Annotated in this window: 17 protein-coding genes; 2 read left to right on the top strand and 15 right to left on the bottom strand. The window is 64.0% G+C overall.

Annotated features, from left to right (window positions below; all coding sequences use genetic code 11):
- Window positions 1-8: 8 nt before the first annotated feature.
- The 3 genes from DEM27_RS12155 to DEM27_RS12145 are packed head-to-tail and all read right to left on the bottom strand — an operon-like array spanning window position 9 to window position 1,609.
- Window positions 9-647, bottom strand: a complete 639-nt coding sequence (locus tag DEM27_RS12155; RefSeq protein ID WP_109458496.1) for a 5'-methylthioadenosine/S-adenosylhomocysteine nucleosidase — start codon at window positions 645-647, stop codon at window positions 9-11.
- Window positions 644-1,120 (bottom strand): PaaI family thioesterase, encoded by a 477-nt coding sequence (locus tag DEM27_RS12150; RefSeq protein ID WP_109458495.1) that lies wholly within the window; start codon window positions 1,118-1,120, stop codon window positions 644-646. Before DEM27_RS12150 ends, DEM27_RS12155 begins: the two co-directional genes overlap by 4 nt.
- A 36-nt stretch (window positions 1,121-1,156) precedes the next feature.
- The gene (locus DEM27_RS12145; protein ID WP_109458494.1) at window positions 1,157-1,609 is read right to left on the bottom strand and encodes a TspO/MBR family protein; all 453 of its coding nucleotides are present in this window, start codon (window positions 1,607-1,609) and stop codon (window positions 1,157-1,159) included.
- 83 nt (window positions 1,610-1,692) lie between these two features.
- On the opposite strand from DEM27_RS12145, the gene DEM27_RS12140 reads away from it, so the two are divergent.
- A complete protein-coding gene (locus tag DEM27_RS12140; RefSeq protein WP_109458493.1) occupies window positions 1,693-2,241 on the top strand; it encodes a GNAT family N-acetyltransferase in 549 nt (182 codons plus the stop codon).
- Window positions 2,242-2,248: 7 nt separating this feature from the next.
- On the opposite strand, the gene DEM27_RS12135 is transcribed toward DEM27_RS12140, so the two are convergent.
- The 9 genes from DEM27_RS12135 to DEM27_RS12095 form a co-directional block, all read right to left on the bottom strand.
- Window positions 2,249-3,340: a DUF1513 domain-containing protein gene (locus tag DEM27_RS12135; protein ID WP_109458492.1), complete on the bottom strand. Its 1,092-nt coding sequence runs from the start codon at window positions 3,338-3,340 to the stop codon at window positions 2,249-2,251.
- 4 nt (window positions 3,341-3,344) lie between these two features.
- Window positions 3,345-4,451, bottom strand: coding sequence for an imelysin family protein (locus DEM27_RS12130; RefSeq protein ID WP_109458491.1), 1,107 nt, complete (start codon window positions 4,449-4,451; stop codon window positions 3,345-3,347).
- Window positions 4,451-5,992 (bottom strand): di-heme oxidoreductase family protein, encoded by a 1,542-nt coding sequence (locus DEM27_RS12125; RefSeq protein WP_109458490.1) that lies wholly within the window; start codon window positions 5,990-5,992, stop codon window positions 4,451-4,453. The genes DEM27_RS12130 and DEM27_RS12125 overlap by 1 nt, the downstream gene beginning before the upstream one ends.
- 46 nt (window positions 5,993-6,038) lie before the next feature.
- On the bottom strand, window positions 6,039-7,319 hold the full coding sequence (locus DEM27_RS12120) for an imelysin family protein (protein ID WP_109458489.1): 1,281 nt from the start codon (window positions 7,317-7,319) through the stop codon (window positions 6,039-6,041).
- 130 nt (window positions 7,320-7,449) lie between these two features.
- A complete protein-coding gene (locus DEM27_RS12115; protein ID WP_109458488.1) occupies window positions 7,450-8,739 on the bottom strand; it encodes an RsmB/NOP family class I SAM-dependent RNA methyltransferase in 1,290 nt (429 codons plus the stop codon).
- 111 nt (window positions 8,740-8,850) lie between these two features.
- Window positions 8,851-9,210, bottom strand: a complete 360-nt coding sequence (locus tag DEM27_RS12110; RefSeq protein WP_109458487.1) for a septal ring lytic transglycosylase RlpA family protein — start codon at window positions 9,208-9,210, stop codon at window positions 8,851-8,853.
- A gap of 417 nt (window positions 9,211-9,627) precedes the next feature.
- Window positions 9,628-10,518 carry an SDR family oxidoreductase gene (locus tag DEM27_RS12105; RefSeq protein ID WP_165823404.1) on the bottom strand — a complete coding sequence of 297 codons (891 nt, stop codon included), beginning with the start codon at window positions 10,516-10,518 and terminating at the stop codon, window positions 9,628-9,630.
- A complete protein-coding gene (gene queG / locus DEM27_RS12100; RefSeq protein WP_109458485.1) occupies window positions 10,509-11,675 on the bottom strand; it encodes a tRNA epoxyqueuosine(34) reductase QueG in 1,167 nt (388 codons plus the stop codon). Before queG ends, DEM27_RS12105 begins: the two co-directional genes overlap by 10 nt.
- A gap of 25 nt (window positions 11,676-11,700) precedes the next feature.
- The gene (locus DEM27_RS12095) at window positions 11,701-12,393 is read right to left on the bottom strand and encodes a glutathione S-transferase family protein (protein ID WP_109458484.1); all 693 of its coding nucleotides are present in this window, start codon (window positions 12,391-12,393) and stop codon (window positions 11,701-11,703) included.
- A 148-nt stretch (window positions 12,394-12,541) separates the two neighbouring features.
- Between DEM27_RS12095 and DEM27_RS12090 the strand changes: the two genes are divergently transcribed.
- Entirely contained in the window at window positions 12,542-13,348 is an 807-nt protein-coding gene (locus DEM27_RS12090) for an undecaprenyl-diphosphate phosphatase (RefSeq protein ID WP_109458483.1), read from the top strand.
- A gap of 52 nt (window positions 13,349-13,400) precedes the next feature.
- On the opposite strand, the gene DEM27_RS33990 is transcribed toward DEM27_RS12090, so the two are convergent.
- The 3 genes from DEM27_RS33990 to DEM27_RS12080 all read right to left on the bottom strand — a co-directional run bounded on the left by DEM27_RS33990 (window position 13,401) and on the right by DEM27_RS12080 (window position 15,232).
- Window positions 13,401-13,565 (bottom strand): metallophosphoesterase family protein, encoded by a 165-nt coding sequence (locus DEM27_RS33990; protein WP_165823403.1) that lies wholly within the window; start codon window positions 13,563-13,565, stop codon window positions 13,401-13,403.
- A 287-nt stretch (window positions 13,566-13,852) separates the two neighbouring features.
- Window positions 13,853-14,833, bottom strand: coding sequence for a complex I NDUFA9 subunit family protein (locus DEM27_RS12085; protein WP_109458482.1), 981 nt, complete (start codon window positions 14,831-14,833; stop codon window positions 13,853-13,855).
- A gap of 111 nt (window positions 14,834-14,944) precedes the next feature.
- Entirely contained in the window at window positions 14,945-15,232 is a 288-nt protein-coding gene (locus DEM27_RS12080; RefSeq protein WP_109458481.1) for a DUF1330 domain-containing protein, read from the bottom strand.
- Window positions 15,233-15,254: the final 22 nt, after the last annotated feature.

The raw sequence follows: 15,254 nt of genomic DNA, 5'->3' as shown, positions 1-15,254 counted from the left end.
GGAATTGCTCAGAACCAGAAAACGCCGTCTTCCAGCGCGGTAAACAGGCTGTCGACGGCGTAGGAGAGCTTGCGGTCGACGATATGCAGGTATTCCGTCCAGTTGCCGATGTGGCTGAGCTCTTGCCTGCCGTCGGAAATGCCGCGCAGGCCGATCAGCGGCAGCTTGTAGAGCTGGCAGGCGCGCAGCACCGCATAGGTTTCCATATCGACCATGTCGGCCGTGATCGCCTCATAGGTGGCGCCCGACACGATGTCGGCGCCGGTAGAAAGCGTCGCCTCCGGAATGCCGGGGATGCGCAGCGGCATTTCCAAGACCGGCGGCAAGTCGAGAAACGGCGTCTGGCCGCGCTCGAAACCGAGCGGCGAGGCGTCCATGTCGCGGTAGGAGACCGACGTCACCTGGTAGACCTCGGTCTGCGCCAGCTTCGGCGAACCGGCCGAACCGAGCGACACCACCAGGTTCGGCAGGTCGTCGCTGGCCTCCAGCGCCGAGAGCGCCTTGGTCAGCATGATCGCCGCTTCCACCGGACCGACGCCGGTCATCAGCGGTGAAACGCGCGACTTGAGGAACGGCCCGTATTCCGCATTCGCCGCCATGACGAACAGGATCGATTTCCCCGACACTTCCTTCAGTTCGAACTTCATCCCGTTATCCCTTCGCGCCCGCGGATGACCATCATCGTTCCGGTCATCGAGGCGATCAATTTGGCCGGTCCGTCGCTGATCGCATAAGCTCGGCCATCGGCGACGATGATGGTCGAGCCGGGTTTGGTGACGTCGCCGCGAAACAGGAACCGTTCCCCGCGGCCCGGCGACATGAGGTTGACCTTGAATTCGATCGTCAGGATCGAGGCATCCGGATCGATGACGCTGTAGGCGGCGTAACCGCAGGCGGAATCGAGCGCGGCGGAGATCACCCCGGCATGCAGGAAACCATGCTGCTGCGTCAGTTTCGGATCGAAATTCAGCTCGATCTCCACGGAGCCGTGCTCGACGCGGGTCAGCTCCGCGCCGATCGTTTCCATGGCGCGTTGCCGCGCAAAACTGTTGCGTATCCGCTGTTGAAAATCGCCGTGAATCACTGAGCCCCGCCCCCTTCGCAGTTGCGAAATTGGCATGCGGCCGGTGTCAGGACAAGCGGTCGAATTGTGAAATCAGTTCAAATAAACGATCGACGCGTTCAGGAGTGTCGCAAAACTTACCCACAGCGCATAAGGCACGAAAAGCAGCGCCGAAACCCGGTCGAGGCGCCAGCGGCGGATGATGAACAGAAGGATGGACAAAAGCAGCAGGATGATGATGCCGAGGCCCAGCGCCGGCCGCTGGGCACCGAAGAAAACCGGCGACCAGAGGAAGTTCAGGACCATCTGCGATACCCACAGCGCCATCGGCGGCGAGGCCCTTTCGCGAATGAACGTGCGGGCGCCGGCAATGCCGATCAGCACGTAGAGGATCGACCAGGCCGGTGCGAACAGCCAATTCGGCGGCGTGAAAAACGGTTTGACCAGCGACTGGTACCATTCGCCGGGGAGGAAAAGGTAACCGATGGCGAGGCCGCCGCCGAGGGCTGCGGCGATGAAGAGGGCATGGATCGTTGTCGTTTTCATGCGCTTCTATCTAGCGCGGCACGCCGCGCATTCCAGCGCCGTAACGCTTGGGGCCGGCACAAAAATATGTTCTACTTTCCGCCATGAGCAACAGGGCCGATATCGAGATCCGCAAGGGCCGGGCAGCCGATCTTCAAGGCATTGCCGAAGTGCTGGTCGCCACCTGGCGTTCCACCTTCGGTGACATGCTGCCGGGCGCGTTTCTCGATGCCATGACGGTCGGGGAGCAGATCGAGCGGCATCGCCGGCGAATGCTGGCGCCGGAAGCAAGTTATCTCGTTGCCGCGCAGAGAAAAGACGACCGCATCGTCGGCATTGCCAACAGCGGCCCGTCGCGTGTGCCGCGCATGCCCTATCGGGCCGAGCTTTATTCGCTCTATGTGCTCGACGCCTTCCAGGGGTTCGGCATCGGCCAGGGGCTGGTGCGGGCCGCCGCTTACGATGCGGTCCAGCGCGATCGCCGGTCCATGCTGGTCTGGGTGCTGGCCGACAATCCCAACCGGCGGTTCTATTCGCGGCTGGGTGCCGTGCCGGTCGGCCGCGCGGCGGTGACCATCGGCGGGGTCACACTGGGCCAGGTCGGTTACGCCTGGGACGACCTGGCCGGGCAGTTCGGGCTGGAGATCGCCTGACCCCCGGTCAGCCTCGCGCCGCCAGCCGGACGATGTGCTGGTCCCAGGCGACAGGGCTGTGGCGGTCCTGAAAGTCGCCACGATAGGAGGAGACGGCAAAGCCGTTTGCGGCCGGCGCCACGCCGGCGGCATCGGCAAGGACGCGGCTTTGCGTGACCTTGCCGCTTCCGGCATCGATGGTCACCGCCATGCCGCCGCCGACCGGCGAGGTGATGCCCACCAGCCCGTCTTGGCGGTTGACGGCGATGGCGCCGACATAATTGCCGAGCCCGATGGTCACGTCCTCCGGAAGCGGGACGAAAGCGAGGTCCTCGCCTTTGGCAAAATGGCCGACCAGCGGCGGCAGGTCGTTGCGCGGACCCTCGTACTGGCAGGCGAACCAGACGCGGCCGCCGGCAGCGACATCGACGTGCCGGGTGGAAAGTTGCCTGAGGGACGGCGGCAGGCCATGCCGTTCGATCAGCGCGCCGCTCGACGCGTCGATCAGGGCCAGCGACGGCTCCATGTGGTCGAGGTTGAGTTTGGTGCGGCCGAAATCCGGATGGGTCTCGATGCCGCCGTTGGCGGCGATCAGCATGCGGCCGTCGTCGGAGATCGTCAGGTCGTGCGTGCCGATGCCGAAGGCGGAATATTCGCCGGCGCGGGCAAAGCCGGCCGTCGCATCGTAGATGCCGATCATGCCGCCGTTGGCCTCGAAATCGTTCTCGCTGGCATAGAGCAGCCGGCCGTCCGGCGAGAAGCAGCCGTGGCCGAAATAATGCCGCCCCTCCGGCGCCGACAGGATGACGGGTTCCGAACGGCCGGAGAGGTCCAGGACCATGGCGAAGGTGCCGGGCCGGCGGGCAAAAGCGACGGTGCGGCCGGTCGCCGGGCTGAAGGCCATGCCGTGGGCGCGGGCGGGCAGGTCGAACCGGTCGACGATCTCGCCGCGCTCGGTCAGCGTCGCGATGCCGTATCCGCCGTCGGCGCCGCGATAGGCGGAGGCGAAGACGGCGTCGCTGCGGCCGAGCGCAAACGCCGCCCGGGGCGACAGTCCGGCCAGGAAGGCCAGCCCCGCCGCCCTGACGAAATCGCGCCGGTCGATCAACGCGCCGCGCAAGGGTTCAGTCTCCGTCCGAGAAGGAGAAGCCGGCCGTCAATCCGAGCGCTCCGCCGAGATCGTCGTTGAGGCGCAGGATGAGATCGCGTGTCTCGGCCAGCAGCAGTTCGATCTTCTGGCGTTCGGCCGGTGTTTCGACGGACTTGGCCACGTCGGCATCGATGGTCGGCGCTGCCGCCAGAAGTCCGTCGAGCAGCGTATCGATCTCGCCGGCGACGGATTTTTTCTCCGCCGGCAGCAGGTCGGAAATGCCCGACGTATCGAACAGGGTCTTCAACCCTTCCAGGTTTGCGGTGATCGAGACAAACGTGTTGCCGGAGCGCCAATAGATTGCCGTGCGCGGTTTCGGCTGTGTTCCCTTGTAAAAAATCTCCAGCCGCTGGTCGCGCACCGTCTCGACGCCGTGGACGAGGATGCCGAGCAGCGCGGTGATCGCTTCGCCGCCGGTGCGGAATTCCGGATTGTCCGGTCCCGGATGTTTCCACGCCGCCTGGATGCCGTCGGGCTTTTCCCAGATGTCGACCAGGCCAGCGGCTATGCTCTCGATATTGCCGGCGACGGCCGCGCCGTAGCGGCAGCGGAAACCGGATTTCTCCTGCGTCAGCGTTTCGGCGCCGGTGCCGTGCAGGATGTATTCCAGTGCGCCAAGGCCCTGGATTGCCACGCTCTTGGTCGCGACGTAATCGACATCGGTATCCTTTTCGTCGCCGCTCGCCAGCGTCGCCTGCACCTGCTTGAGGCCGGTGCTCTTGCGGTCGGGATAAAAGAGGATGCGCTCGAAGCGGTTCTTCTCGATCACCGGGCCGACGCGGACGATCTCGATGCGCGACCAGGCCTTGATCGTGTCGGTAAAGGCGCCCCTGGCGGCGTCGAATGCCGGAGCCGAGGCTTCGCCGCACAGCGTGTTCATCGCCGCCGTCAGCCTGCCGGCGCTGGCATGGAAATCGCGGTAGCCGGGGCGGATCACCTCGTCCACCGCCCGCGCCATGATCGCCTCGACGGTCTTTTCGTCGAGGGCGGCGGGCGGACTTGCCGTCTCTTCCTCGGCATGGGCGGCAAGCGGGGCAAAAGCAAGCGACAGGCTGATCAGCAAAGAGGGCAACAGGCGCATCAGAGCGACTCCAGGAAGGTGATGAGCGCCTGCCGATCGTCTTTCGGCAGGCCGGAAAAGGTCTTGCGGGCAGTCTCCGCCTCGCCGCCGTGCCAGAGGATGGCCTCGGTCAGATTGCGGGCGCGGCCATCGTGCAGCAAAAAACTGTGGCCGTTGACGGTCTTCGTCAGGCCAATACCCCAAAGCGGCGGCGTGCGCCACTCCCGCCCGTCGGCCAGGCCGACCGGCTGGCCGTCCGCCAGCCCGTCGCCCATGTCGTGCAGCAGGAAATCGGAATAGGGCCAGATGAGCTGGAAAGCGAAAGCCTTGTCCGACGCATCGCGGCGCGTGACGAATTTCGGCGTGTGGCAGGCGGTGCAGCCGGTTTGGTAAAAGACCTGCTTGCCCTTCAGCACCTCGGGAAAGCTTGCCTTGCGGCGAGCCGGCACCGCGAGATTCTGCGAATAGAAGGTCACGAGGTCGAGCACCGGGTCCGGCGCCTCGGCGCTACCCAGCCTCTCCTGCTCGCCGGTTTCCAGCGAAAGGCAGGCCGTCTGTTGTTCGGTGCAATCGCCGTGGGGGCGGTTCTCGGCGGAGGTGGAAAGGCCGATGTCGTCGGCAAAGGCGGCGGCCGTCTGGTCGCGCACCGTGGCGTTCTGCGCCTTCCAGCCGAAGCGGCCGAGCGCCAGGCTGCCACCTGACCGGTCGCGCACCATGGTTGCCTTGCCGGAGATTCCGTCGCCATCGCGGTCGTCCGGGTCCGCGGCGGCGAGGATGTCGGCGGGGTGGATCGCCTCGATCAGCCCGAGCCCCAGCATGATCGGCGCCACGCGCGGCGACAGCGTCGTCGCCGCATCCAGCGGCCCGTAGGCGAGATCGGCTACGGAATAGTGCGGCCGGCGTAGCGAGACGACCTCGCCGTCGGCGAGCGTCACCGGTACTTCGTCGTAGCGCATCACCATCCGCCCTTCGGCGGCCAGTCCCGGCACGGCGAGATCCTGCAATTGCCGTCCATAGACCGGATCGGGAAAATTCAGCGCCTCGTGATTTTGCAGCGCCGCCAGTTCCGCAGGCGTTGCGGCCGGCCGGGCGAGCCGGAGGAACATCGAAATGGCGTCGCGCCCGCCTTCCGGCGGATGGCCGCGGCCGTCGCGGATATGACAGCTGAAGCAGGATCGGGCGTTGTACAGCGGCCCCAGCCCATCGGAGGCTTGCGTCGAGGAAGGCGCAGAAACCCAGAGTTTTCGAAACAGCGCGTTGCCGAGATGAAAATCCTGCTGTTTCTCGACGGCGAGATTGGCGGAGACATGCGAAAAGGCATCGGCAGTGACGGGATCGATCGACGTGCCGCCGCCGCCCTGCATCGCCTCGTAGGCTTCCGCCTTGGAGAAATCGGCAATCGGCGCCGTTACGTCAGCCACGCGGGCGGCATCCCTGGCGGAAAGATCGGAGCGGGTCGCGGGCAGATCGTCGCTGCCTGCTTCGGCAGCGGCCAGCACGGCAGAACTCAGGAGAACGGCAAGCGGCAGGGCGAGGACACGACGGGCCGGGATGCGGTTCATGGGGGTCCGGGTCACGGTCGAGATCGGCCGTGACCCGCCTTTTCGCTTATTGGAAGACGGCGTTAGGATTATCCAGGCTGTCGGAACCTTCAAGCTGGATCTTGCCGAGATCGAGCGACGTGATGACGCGCTCGATGGTCTTCGTCTGGTCGATCAGGCCGTCGATGGCGGCCTGCACCACGGCGTTGCCCTCGGCATTGCCTTCGCCGATCATCTGGTCGTAGGCTTCCGTGGTCTCGCCACGCTTGGCCATGGCATGCATGGCGTCGAGCGTCTTGGTGAGTTTTGCGGTCATCTCGGCGTCCAGCGCCTTGTCCTTCTCGGCCACCAGGGCGGAAAGCGAAGGACCGGTCAGCTTCGTGCCGTCGGTGCGGGTGTATTCGCCCGTATAGGCCGAGGCGATGCCGACGGCGTCGTAGAGATGCGAGTTGTAGGTGTTGTCGGAGAAGCAATCATGCTCCTCTTCCGGATCGTGCAGGAGCAGGCCGAGTTTCATGCGCTCGCCGGCAAGTTCGCCGTAGGAGAGCGAACCCATGCCGGTCAGGATGGCGGTGAGGCCGGCCTTCGGATCGGCGGTGACGGTCTTGGTCGCTTTGCCTTCCGGCGCCCAGGCATCGACCATCGCCTGCAGGTCGGAGACCAGCAGCGTCGAGGCCGACTTCAGGTAGGCGGCGCGGCGGTCGCAATTGCCGTTGGTGCAATTCTTCTGGTCGTAGTCGGTCGCCGGGCGCTTGCCGGCCCCCGGGCCTGTGCCGTTCAGGTCCTGGCCCCACAGCAGGAATTCGATGGCGTGGTAACCGGTGGCGACGTTGGCCTCGACTTCACCCGCCTCGTGCAGCGTGTCCGACAGGAATTCCGGCGTGATGTTGGTCGCGTCGACGTCCTTGCCGTTGATCTTGATATGCTTGTTGGCGATGACATTGGCCGTATAGAGGGCGTTCTCATCGCTTTCCGTGCCGTAGCCGGCATCGACATAGTCGATCAGGCCTTCATCCAGCGGCCAGGCGTTGACCTTGCCTTCCCAGTCGTCGACGATCGGGTTGCCGAAACGATAGACTTCCGACTGCTGGTAGGGCACGCGGGCGGCGATCCACGCGGTCTTGGCGGCCTTCAGCGTCTCTTCGGTCGGGCTGGCGAGGAAGGCGTCGATCGCCTTGTCCAGCGCCTTTGCGGTGGTCAGCGAGTCCTCGTATTTCGCATGCGCCAGTTCGGCATAATGCTTGACGACGGCGGCCGGATCGGTCGCGGCCTTGGCAGGCAAGGCAGAATAGGCCGCCGAGGCGGCCAGAAGCGCCAGGGCGGCGCGCAGAACGGTTTTCCGGATCATGATCTCTCCTGTGACGGCGTTTTTCGCCGTCCCCTCAATCGGACAGGTTGTCTTCGCGCAAAACCAAACTGGTGTCAAACGCTCTAGTTTGGAATGATTTCAAACGGTGATCAAGCCGGCGAGGCGCCGGTTAACCGTTACGCTGCATGCGGCAGAAGAAAAAACCGTCCGTATCGGTGCTGGCCGGCGTCAGCGTTACCGTCTTGCCGTCGGCGGAACGCGGCTTGGGCGCGGCATCGCCGAAATGTGCCTTCCAGGTGTCGAGCGCCGGCACGATGCGGTAGTCGGGATGGGCCTCGCAGAACCGCTGTGCCTGCCGCTCGTTTTCTTCCGGCAGGATCGAGCAGGTGATATAAAGCAGCGAACCGCCGGGACGGACGAACTCCGCCGCCTGTTCCAGCGCTTCCTGCTGCTGGGAAATGCGTTCGTCGAGATTTTTTGCCGTCAGCCGCCATTTGGTATCCGGGCGGCGGCGCCAGGTGCCGGTGCCGGTGCAGGGCGCATCGACCAGCACGCGGTCGCAGCGGCCGGCGAGACCCTGCAGGCCGTTGCGGCTGTCATGCACCTGGACATTGCGGGTGCCGGCCCGTTTCAGCCGCTCGATGATCGGCGCCAGGCGCTTGCGGTCGGCATCGTAGGCGTGCACCTGCCCCTTGTTGTGCATCGCCGCCGCCATGGCCAGCGTCTTGCCGCCACCGCCGGCGCAATAATCGAGGATCTGTTCGCCGTCGCGTGGATCGGCAAGGTCGGCAACGATCTGCGAGCCCTCGTCCTGCACCTCGAACCAGCCCTTCTGGAAGGAAAGCTCGGCCGTGACGTTGGGAAGCCGCGACGGACCTTCGCCGGCGGCAATGCGGATGCCCTGGCGGGCGATGCGTGCCGCCTGCGGCGACGACCGCTCCAGCGCCTTCAGCACCTTGTCGCGGCCGGCCTTCAAGGTGTTGACGCGCAGGTCGAGCGTCGGGCGTTCCGCCAGCGCCCTGGCTTCGCGCAGCCAGTCGGCGCCGAAACTTGCTTCCAGCGACGGCTGTACCCATTCGGGAATGTCGCCCTGGACATGGGCCGGGGCATCGTCGAGCGAGCGGCTGGAAAAGGCGGACAGCCATTCGGGCTTCAGCGGTTCCGGAGCGAAGCGGTCGCCGTCGAGTTCGGCGGCCAGCGTCTCGGCGGTTTCGCCCCACTGGCGCAGCATGACGGCATAGCCGAGGGCGGCCGGGCTGTCGTCGTCCATCAGCCAGGCGTGCGAAAGCCGCATCCGCAGGGCGTCATAGACGATATTGCCGATGGCGGCGCGATCGCCGGAGCCGGCAAAGCGGTGTGCGAGGCCCCAGTCCTTCAGGGCGTCCGCGACAGGCCGCTTGCGCGCCTCGATGTCGGCAAGCACCTCGATGGCTCCCGCCAACCGTCCGCCCAATCGCATGAAATCGTCTCCCGTGTCCCGCAAGGCCGCCGGATCTGTCCTGAGCGGCCGTTCAAGCCGGGTGGTACCTGCGATTGGACGCAAGAGCAAGCATTTCGAAGGACCGGCCGATCAGCCGATCACCTCGTAGCAGACCTTGGCGGTGCCGGAACTGACCATGCCGATGTTCTGGGCGGCAGCCTTCGACAGGTCGAGAACACGGCCGCGGATGAACGGGCCACGATCGTTGATGCGCACGACGACGCTGCGGCCGTTGTTGCGGTTGGTGACTTTCACCTTGGTGCCGAACCGCAGCGAGCGGTGGGCGGCGGTGAGAAGCTTGGCATTCATGCGCTCTCCGGAGGCGGTTTTCGAGCCAAGCGCGTACCATGACGCACCTCCGCATCCAGCGGCCCGGGCTTCGGCAACCAATGCCGACGAACAGGCAAAAACGGCAGCGGCAGTGACGACAGAACGGCAAAATCTCTTCAAATCGGTAGGTCCCCTTCAAGGCGGCACTGGCCGCGTTGGAATGGGAGGGAGGAAAAGGCGGCCAAAAATGGCGAAAAAGTGCCTTGTTCCATCACGCAATATTACAGACCGTAATATTTGCGATATTTAGCCGGCAATCGAAAATGCGGAAAATTTTTCCGAAAAAAGGGAAAAAATTAAATAGATTCAGTAAAAAATGAGAAGGGTTTTTCGCGACTTCCCGCAGGTGGCGGCGATCACAAAATCGCGCAAGAATTTTTTTCTATTGACATGAATTTTGATGCCCGGAAACGCGTCTTTTCAGCCCGGAGGTTTTTCTGGCAGAGGTAGATTTGACTCTGTTTCCGCCGGAAGAGAGAATTTTCGTCTCTTTTCATTGTATGCAATGTTTTTACGCGTGACCAAAAGCCGGTCGGCTTACGCCGGATCGGCGGCCTCCTTGCGCCACGTGTCCGACGCCCAGAGCTGCTGCAGCGACAGGCGATAGTCGGGATAGCGGAAGGCGAAACCGAGCTGCTTGAGCAGGGCGTTGGATACCCGCTTGTTTTCGCCGTAGAAGGAGCGCGCCATCGACGACAGTTCGGCGGTTTCGAAGGGCTGTTCCGGCGGCGGTTCGACCCCCATCAGCCGTGCCGCTTCCACAACGACGTCCTGGGGCGCGCAGGGCTCGTTGTCGGTGATATTATAGATGCCGCCGAGCAGGCGGTCGGCGAGGAAGACGGTCGCGCCGGCAATATCCTCAACACGGATGCGATTGAACACCTGGTCGGGCTTGACCAGCCGGCGGGCGGTGCCGTTCGCCAAGTTGGCGAAGGCGTTGCGGCCCGGGCCATAAATGCCGGAAAGCCGCAGCACTGCCACCGGCACGCCGATCTGCTTGCCGGCGGCCAGCCAGTTCGTTTCCGCCTCGACACGTTCCAGGGAACGGGCCGAGACCGGCTTGCAGGGCGTTTCTTCGGTGACCCAGCCGCCCTGGTGATCGCCATAGACGCCGACGGTGGAGAGATAGCCGATCCATTGCAATTGCGGCATCAGGCTGCGCAGGTCGTGGCCGGCGAGCCGCAAGAGCGCATCGCCATCGCGCCCGGGCGCGATGGATTGCAGCAGATGTGTCGTTTTTGCCAGGGCCTGTTTCAGCTCGGGGCTAAGCGCGGTTCCGTCGAATTGCAGCGGTTCGATGCCGAGCGCCTGCAGGCTGCCGAATTTTTCCACTGAGCGGGTCGTGCCGGAAACGGCATGTCCTGCCTGCCGGTAGAGATCGGCAATCGCCTTGCCGGAATAACCGGCGCCAAAAACCGTCATATGCATAAAGCTGCTCCTGCCCGTTGCCATTCCGCCAATACGGCGGAGTCCTGTTCCTTTTCGCGCCATTCGGCAAGGCCGCCGAATTCCTGCGGTGTCATCAATCGCGACAGCGCCCAGACCGCCATGGCCCGCACCACCGGCATCTCGTCGGCCAGACACTCGCGACAGGGACCGATCAGGCTCCGGTCGCCGGAATTGCCGGCGGCGATCAGCACATTGCGGACGAAGCGATGCCGGCCGATGCGCTTGACCGGCGAGCCGCTGAAGAAGCTGCGGAATGTCGGGTCGTCGAGCGTCAGCAGGAAGGCGATCGACGGCTCCTTGAGGTCTTCGCGCGCCCGAAACTTCATTTCCGAGGCCGCCTGGGCAAACTTGTTCCAGGGACAGGCGGCAAGACAGTCGTCGCAACCGTAGATGCGGTTGCCCATCCGCACGCGCAATGACGGATCGATGTCGCCCTTGTGCTCGATGGTGAGGTAAGAGATGCAGCGCCGCGCATCGATCTTGTAGGGGGCGGGGAAGGCATCCGTCGGGCAGGCGTCGAGACAGGCGCGGCAGGAACCGCAATGATCGCGCTCCGGCTCGTCCTGCACGAGATCGGCCGTGGTGAACAGGCTGCCGAGAAACAGCCAGGAACCGTGCGTCCTGTTGACGAGATTGGTGTGCTTGCCCTGCCAGCCGAGCCCGGCCGCCGCAGCCAGCGGCTTTTCCATCACCGGCGCGGTATCGACGAAAACCTTGACGTCTTCCTTCGCCCGCGCCGCAAAGCGTGTGGCGATCTCCTTCAGCCGGCCCTTGATGACGTCGTGGTAATCGCGATTGCGGGCATAGACGGAAATCGCCGCCTTGTCGGGCTTGTCGAGAATGCCGCGCGGGTCCTCGTCGGGACCATAGTTCAGGCCGAAGACGGCGATGGAGCGCACCTCGCTCCAGAGCACGGAGGGATCGGCGCGACGCGCCTGGGTTTCCGGCATCCAGTCCATCGTGCCGTGGCGGCCGGCATCGATGAATTCCGCAAGCCGGGCGGGCGCCTGCGGAATGGAGCCGGGGCCGGTGATACGGCAGAGGTCGAAACCTTGCGCCAGCGCTTCGGCACGCAGGAAGGCCGTCAGGCTCTCGCGGCGTCGCTCCCGTTTTTCCTCGGTTCCTGCATGCGGCATAGGTTGCCTTGTGCCAGAAATCGGGTCAGAAATCGAGATCGGCGTAATGCGACACCGGTGTCAGGCCGCGAACGCGGTCGACCAGCAGGGAGCGGAAGGACGGGCGTGATTTCAGCCGCTGGTACCAGTCCTTGGCGGCAGGTGCCTCCGACCAGTCGATTTCGCCGAGATAATCGAGCACCGAAACCGAGGCGGCGGCGGCAAGATCGGCATAACTCAGCCGGTCGCCGGCCAGCCAGGGCCGCGAGCCGGCCAACCAGGAGAGATAACGCATGTGCTGGCGGATATTCGAGCGCGCCGTGCGCAGCACTTTCGAATCCGGTGCGCCGCCGCCCTGTTCGGCGGTCATCTGCAGCTTGAACACCCGCTCACGCGCCAAGGGTCGCGTCACGTCCTGTTCCATCTTCTGCATGAACCACTCCACTAGCCGGCGGATCTCGGCGCGCTGGAACGGATCTTCGGCCAGAAGCCGCCGGTCGCGCTTCAGCACGCCATGCGTCTCGTCGAGATATTCGGAGATGACCATGGCGCCACAGAGTGCCCGCATGCTGTCGTCGACATAGACCGGCAGGGTGCCGGCCGGATTGAGCGCCAGGAAATCCCGGCGTTTTTCCCAAATCTGCTCCTCGATGAGATCGGCCTGGAAACCGTATTCCGTCAGGATCAGCCGGACGAAGCGGGAGGCGGAGGACATGGGGTGATGATACAGCGTTGGCATTGAGACTCGGTCGTTGATTTGCCTTGTTGTCGGGCCATTCCGCGCTCGTCTGAAGCGCTCTGGCCATGACTCATGCGGTGAAGCTATATGAGTTTGGCATCGCTAAGACAAGCGAATCAGGCCGTCCAGCAGCCCCAAAGGACCACACATGGCTGACCAATCCATTATCAGCGCTCTCATTCTTGGCCTTATCGAAGGCCTGACGGAGTTTATCCCCGTTTCTTCCACCGCCCATGTCCTGCTCGCGGGACATTTCCTCGGCTTCAAGTCGCCGGGCAATACCTTTGCCGTCCTGATCCAGCTGGGCGCCATTCTTGCCATCCTCCTCGTCTATTTCAGCAAGCTGCTGCAGATCGTCCTGGCTCTGCCCTCCGATCCGCGGGCGCGCCGCTTCGTCGCGGCTGTTCTCGTCGCCTTCCTGCCGGCGGCGGTCATCGGGGCGCTCGCCCATGATTTCATCAAGACCATCCTGTTCGAAACGCCGGTGCTGATCTGCATCGTGCTCATCCTCGGCGGCATCGTGCTGCTCGTCGTCGACCGCATGCAGTTCCGGCCGAAATATCGCGATGTCATGGATTACCCGCTGTCGCTGGCCTTCAAGATAGGGCTCTGCCAGTGTGTTGCCATGATCCCCGGCACGTCGCGCTCGGGCGCCACCATCGTCGGTGCGTTGCTGATGGGGACGGACAAGCGCTCCGCGGCGGAATTCTCGTTCTTCCTCGCCATGCCGACCATGCTGGGGGCCTTCGTTCTCGACCTCTACAAGAATCGCGATGCGCTGAGTTTCGACGATGCGACGATCATCTTCGTCGGTTTCCTGATGGCCTTCGTCTCGGCCCTCTTCGTCGTCAGGTCGCTGCTGGATTTCGTTTCCCGCCGCGGTTATTCGCCGTTTGCCTGGTGGCGCATCCTGGTGGGTGCCGCCGGCCTGGTCGGCCTGCTCCTCATGGGCTGACAGGGCAAACAAAAAGGGCCGGTCAAACGATCGGCCCTGATGGTCGCTGTTCCTACTTGGCGGCAGTCGTGCCAATCGAACCCGTGCTGCACGGATCGACGCCATAGGCGGGAGCGCATTCGCTCTTCAACGCGGCGACGGTGCCGGGGGCCATGAACGAGCCCGCAAGAATGACCAGAGCCGCACACGCAAAGAACAGTGCGATTGACTTCCCCATGGAAAATGCCTTTCAGAACAGGATTATGGCGCCATGCCGGGAAACACGCGCCGGCACGGACGCCGGGGTGTTTATGGTGCGGGGCCACAAACATCAATAGTAGATCTTGCTAAACTCGAGGTTAACAATACGATTCCTCGAGTGCGGTATTTGTGCAACTCCCGAGGGCTCGCCCGGTTCCGCAAACGCCCTGGAAAAAGTCATTCCTGAGATATTTTTTGCCTGAAATAAAGAACCCGCCCCGTTGGAACAAGGCGGGCGGAATCGAATCGTGTCTTTGACAAACGTCAGGCGGCGCTGCCGGAATTGGTGAACTGGCCGGCCGGCCGGTATTGCACCAGGTAGGACGGCAGCACGCGGTCGAGCATGGCGGGCGTGATGCCGATGCCCGCAAGGGTGCGGCCTTCGTCGGTCGCGGCCTTGGAAACGACGTTGTCGCTCTTCAGCAGCGTCACCTGGTCGGCCGTCAGCGGCGGAGCGATGAACGGCACCAGCGAACAGAGGCTGCCGATCAGCGACGCCACGCCGAAGGGCAGCGGCACGAAGCTGCGCTTGCGATCGACGACGCGCAGGATGGTTTCGAGGCATTCCCTGAACGACATCACCGCCGTTCCGCCCAGCTCATAGGTGGCGCCGGGCGCAAGCTTGCCGTCGACGGCGCGGGCGGCCGCTTCGGCTACGTCCTCGACGAAGACCGGCTGGAACTTGGTCTTGCCGCCGCCGATCAGCGGCAGCACCGGCATGGTCTGCGCCATGCGGGCGAATTTGTTGAAGAAACCGTCGTCCTGGCCGAAAACGATCGACGGGCGTAGGATCACCGCATCCGGCTTGATCGACAGGATCGCCGCTTCGGCGCGGCCCTTGGAGCGGGCATAGGCCGAGTCCGACCTGGCGTCGGCGCCGATGGCGGAAATGTGGGTCAGCGAGGCACCGCGGGCGCGGGCCGCTTCCGCCACGGCGCGGGCGCCGAAATCCTGGACGGCGTCAAAGGTGTTGCGGCCGCTCTCGAACAGGACGCCGACGCAGTTGACCACATGGTCGGCGTCAGAGACGGCGGCATCCACCGAGGCGCGATAACGGAGATTGGCCTGCACGAACGAAATCTGGCCGACAGTGCCCATCGGCTGCAGGAAACCGGCGAGATCGGGACGGCGCACGGCGACGCGGATGCGATAACCGCGCTTGGCCAGCGCCCGCACGATGCTCCGTCCGACAAAACCCGATCCTCCGAACACGGTGACGAGCGGCGGAAGGTTGGACAAGGTCATGGTCTGGCTCCTTGAAGGGCAAAGCGTGTCGTGGCTGTGGATTTCTCCTTAGCCCAATCGTCCGGCAAGGTGAAGAGCCATCACGCCGCAGTTGCGAAAGGAGCCTGCGGTTCAGATGCCTTCGACGACCACCATTTCCGCCGTCGCCACCTCCTGGCGGATCTTGGCGGCGATCTGGTATTCCGGCGAGTTGTAGCAATCGACGGCATGCTGCATGGACGGAAACTCGATTACCACGTTGCGCATGCGCGCCGGGCCTTCCAACTCGGTGTAGGCGCCGCCGCGGGCAAGGAAGTTTGCGCCGTATTTTTCGAAAGCCACCTTGGCGGCGCTGACATAATCCTTGTAGCGCTCGGGATCGTGAATATCGACGCGGGCGATCCAGTAACCTTTTGCCATGGTGCTTTCTCCGTTTTTCTTT

This window comes from Rhizobium album, from assembly GCF_003122325.1.
GTDB classification, from domain to species: domain Bacteria; phylum Pseudomonadota; class Alphaproteobacteria; order Rhizobiales; family Rhizobiaceae; genus Metarhizobium; species Metarhizobium album.
This window is presented reverse-complemented; position numbering and strand designations above follow the sequence as displayed.

Excerpts from the sequence above, each read along its gene's own strand:
- DEM27_RS12155 (WP_109458496.1), bottom strand. The coding sequence starts at position 647 with ATGAAGTTCGAACTGAAGGAAGTGTCGGGGAAATCGATCCTGTTCGTC.
- DEM27_RS12150 (WP_109458495.1), bottom strand. The coding sequence starts at position 1,120 with ATGCCAATTTCGCAACTGCGAAGGGGGCGGGGCTCAGTGATTCACGGC.
- DEM27_RS12145 (WP_109458494.1), bottom strand. The coding sequence starts at position 1,609 with ATGAAAACGACAACGATCCATGCCCTCTTCATCGCCGCAGCCCTCGGC.
- DEM27_RS12140 (WP_109458493.1), top strand. The coding sequence starts at position 1,693 with ATGAGCAACAGGGCCGATATCGAGATCCGCAAGGGCCGGGCAGCCGAT.
- DEM27_RS12130 (WP_109458491.1), bottom strand. The coding sequence starts at position 4,451 with ATGCGCCTGTTGCCCTCTTTGCTGATCAGCCTGTCGCTTGCTTTTGCC.
- DEM27_RS12125 (WP_109458490.1), bottom strand. The coding sequence starts at position 5,992 with ATGAACCGCATCCCGGCCCGTCGTGTCCTCGCCCTGCCGCTTGCCGTT.
- DEM27_RS12120 (WP_109458489.1), bottom strand. The coding sequence starts at position 7,319 with ATGATCCGGAAAACCGTTCTGCGCGCCGCCCTGGCGCTTCTGGCCGCC.
- DEM27_RS12115 (WP_109458488.1), bottom strand. The coding sequence starts at position 8,739 with ATGCGATTGGGCGGACGGTTGGCGGGAGCCATCGAGGTGCTTGCCGAC.
- DEM27_RS12105 (WP_165823404.1), bottom strand. The coding sequence starts at position 10,518 with ATGCATATGACGGTTTTTGGCGCCGGTTATTCCGGCAAGGCGATTGCC.
- queG (WP_109458485.1), bottom strand. The coding sequence starts at position 11,675 with ATGCCGCATGCAGGAACCGAGGAAAAACGGGAGCGACGCCGCGAGAGC.
- DEM27_RS12095 (WP_109458484.1), bottom strand. The coding sequence starts at position 12,393 with ATGCCAACGCTGTATCATCACCCCATGTCCTCCGCCTCCCGCTTCGTC.
- DEM27_RS12090 (WP_109458483.1), top strand. The coding sequence starts at position 12,542 with ATGGCTGACCAATCCATTATCAGCGCTCTCATTCTTGGCCTTATCGAA.
- DEM27_RS33990 (WP_165823403.1), bottom strand. The coding sequence starts at position 13,565 with ATGGGGAAGTCAATCGCACTGTTCTTTGCGTGTGCGGCTCTGGTCATT.
- DEM27_RS12085 (WP_109458482.1), bottom strand. The coding sequence starts at position 14,833 with ATGACCTTGTCCAACCTTCCGCCGCTCGTCACCGTGTTCGGAGGATCG.
- DEM27_RS12080 (WP_109458481.1), bottom strand. The coding sequence starts at position 15,232 with ATGGCAAAAGGTTACTGGATCGCCCGCGTCGATATTCACGATCCCGAG.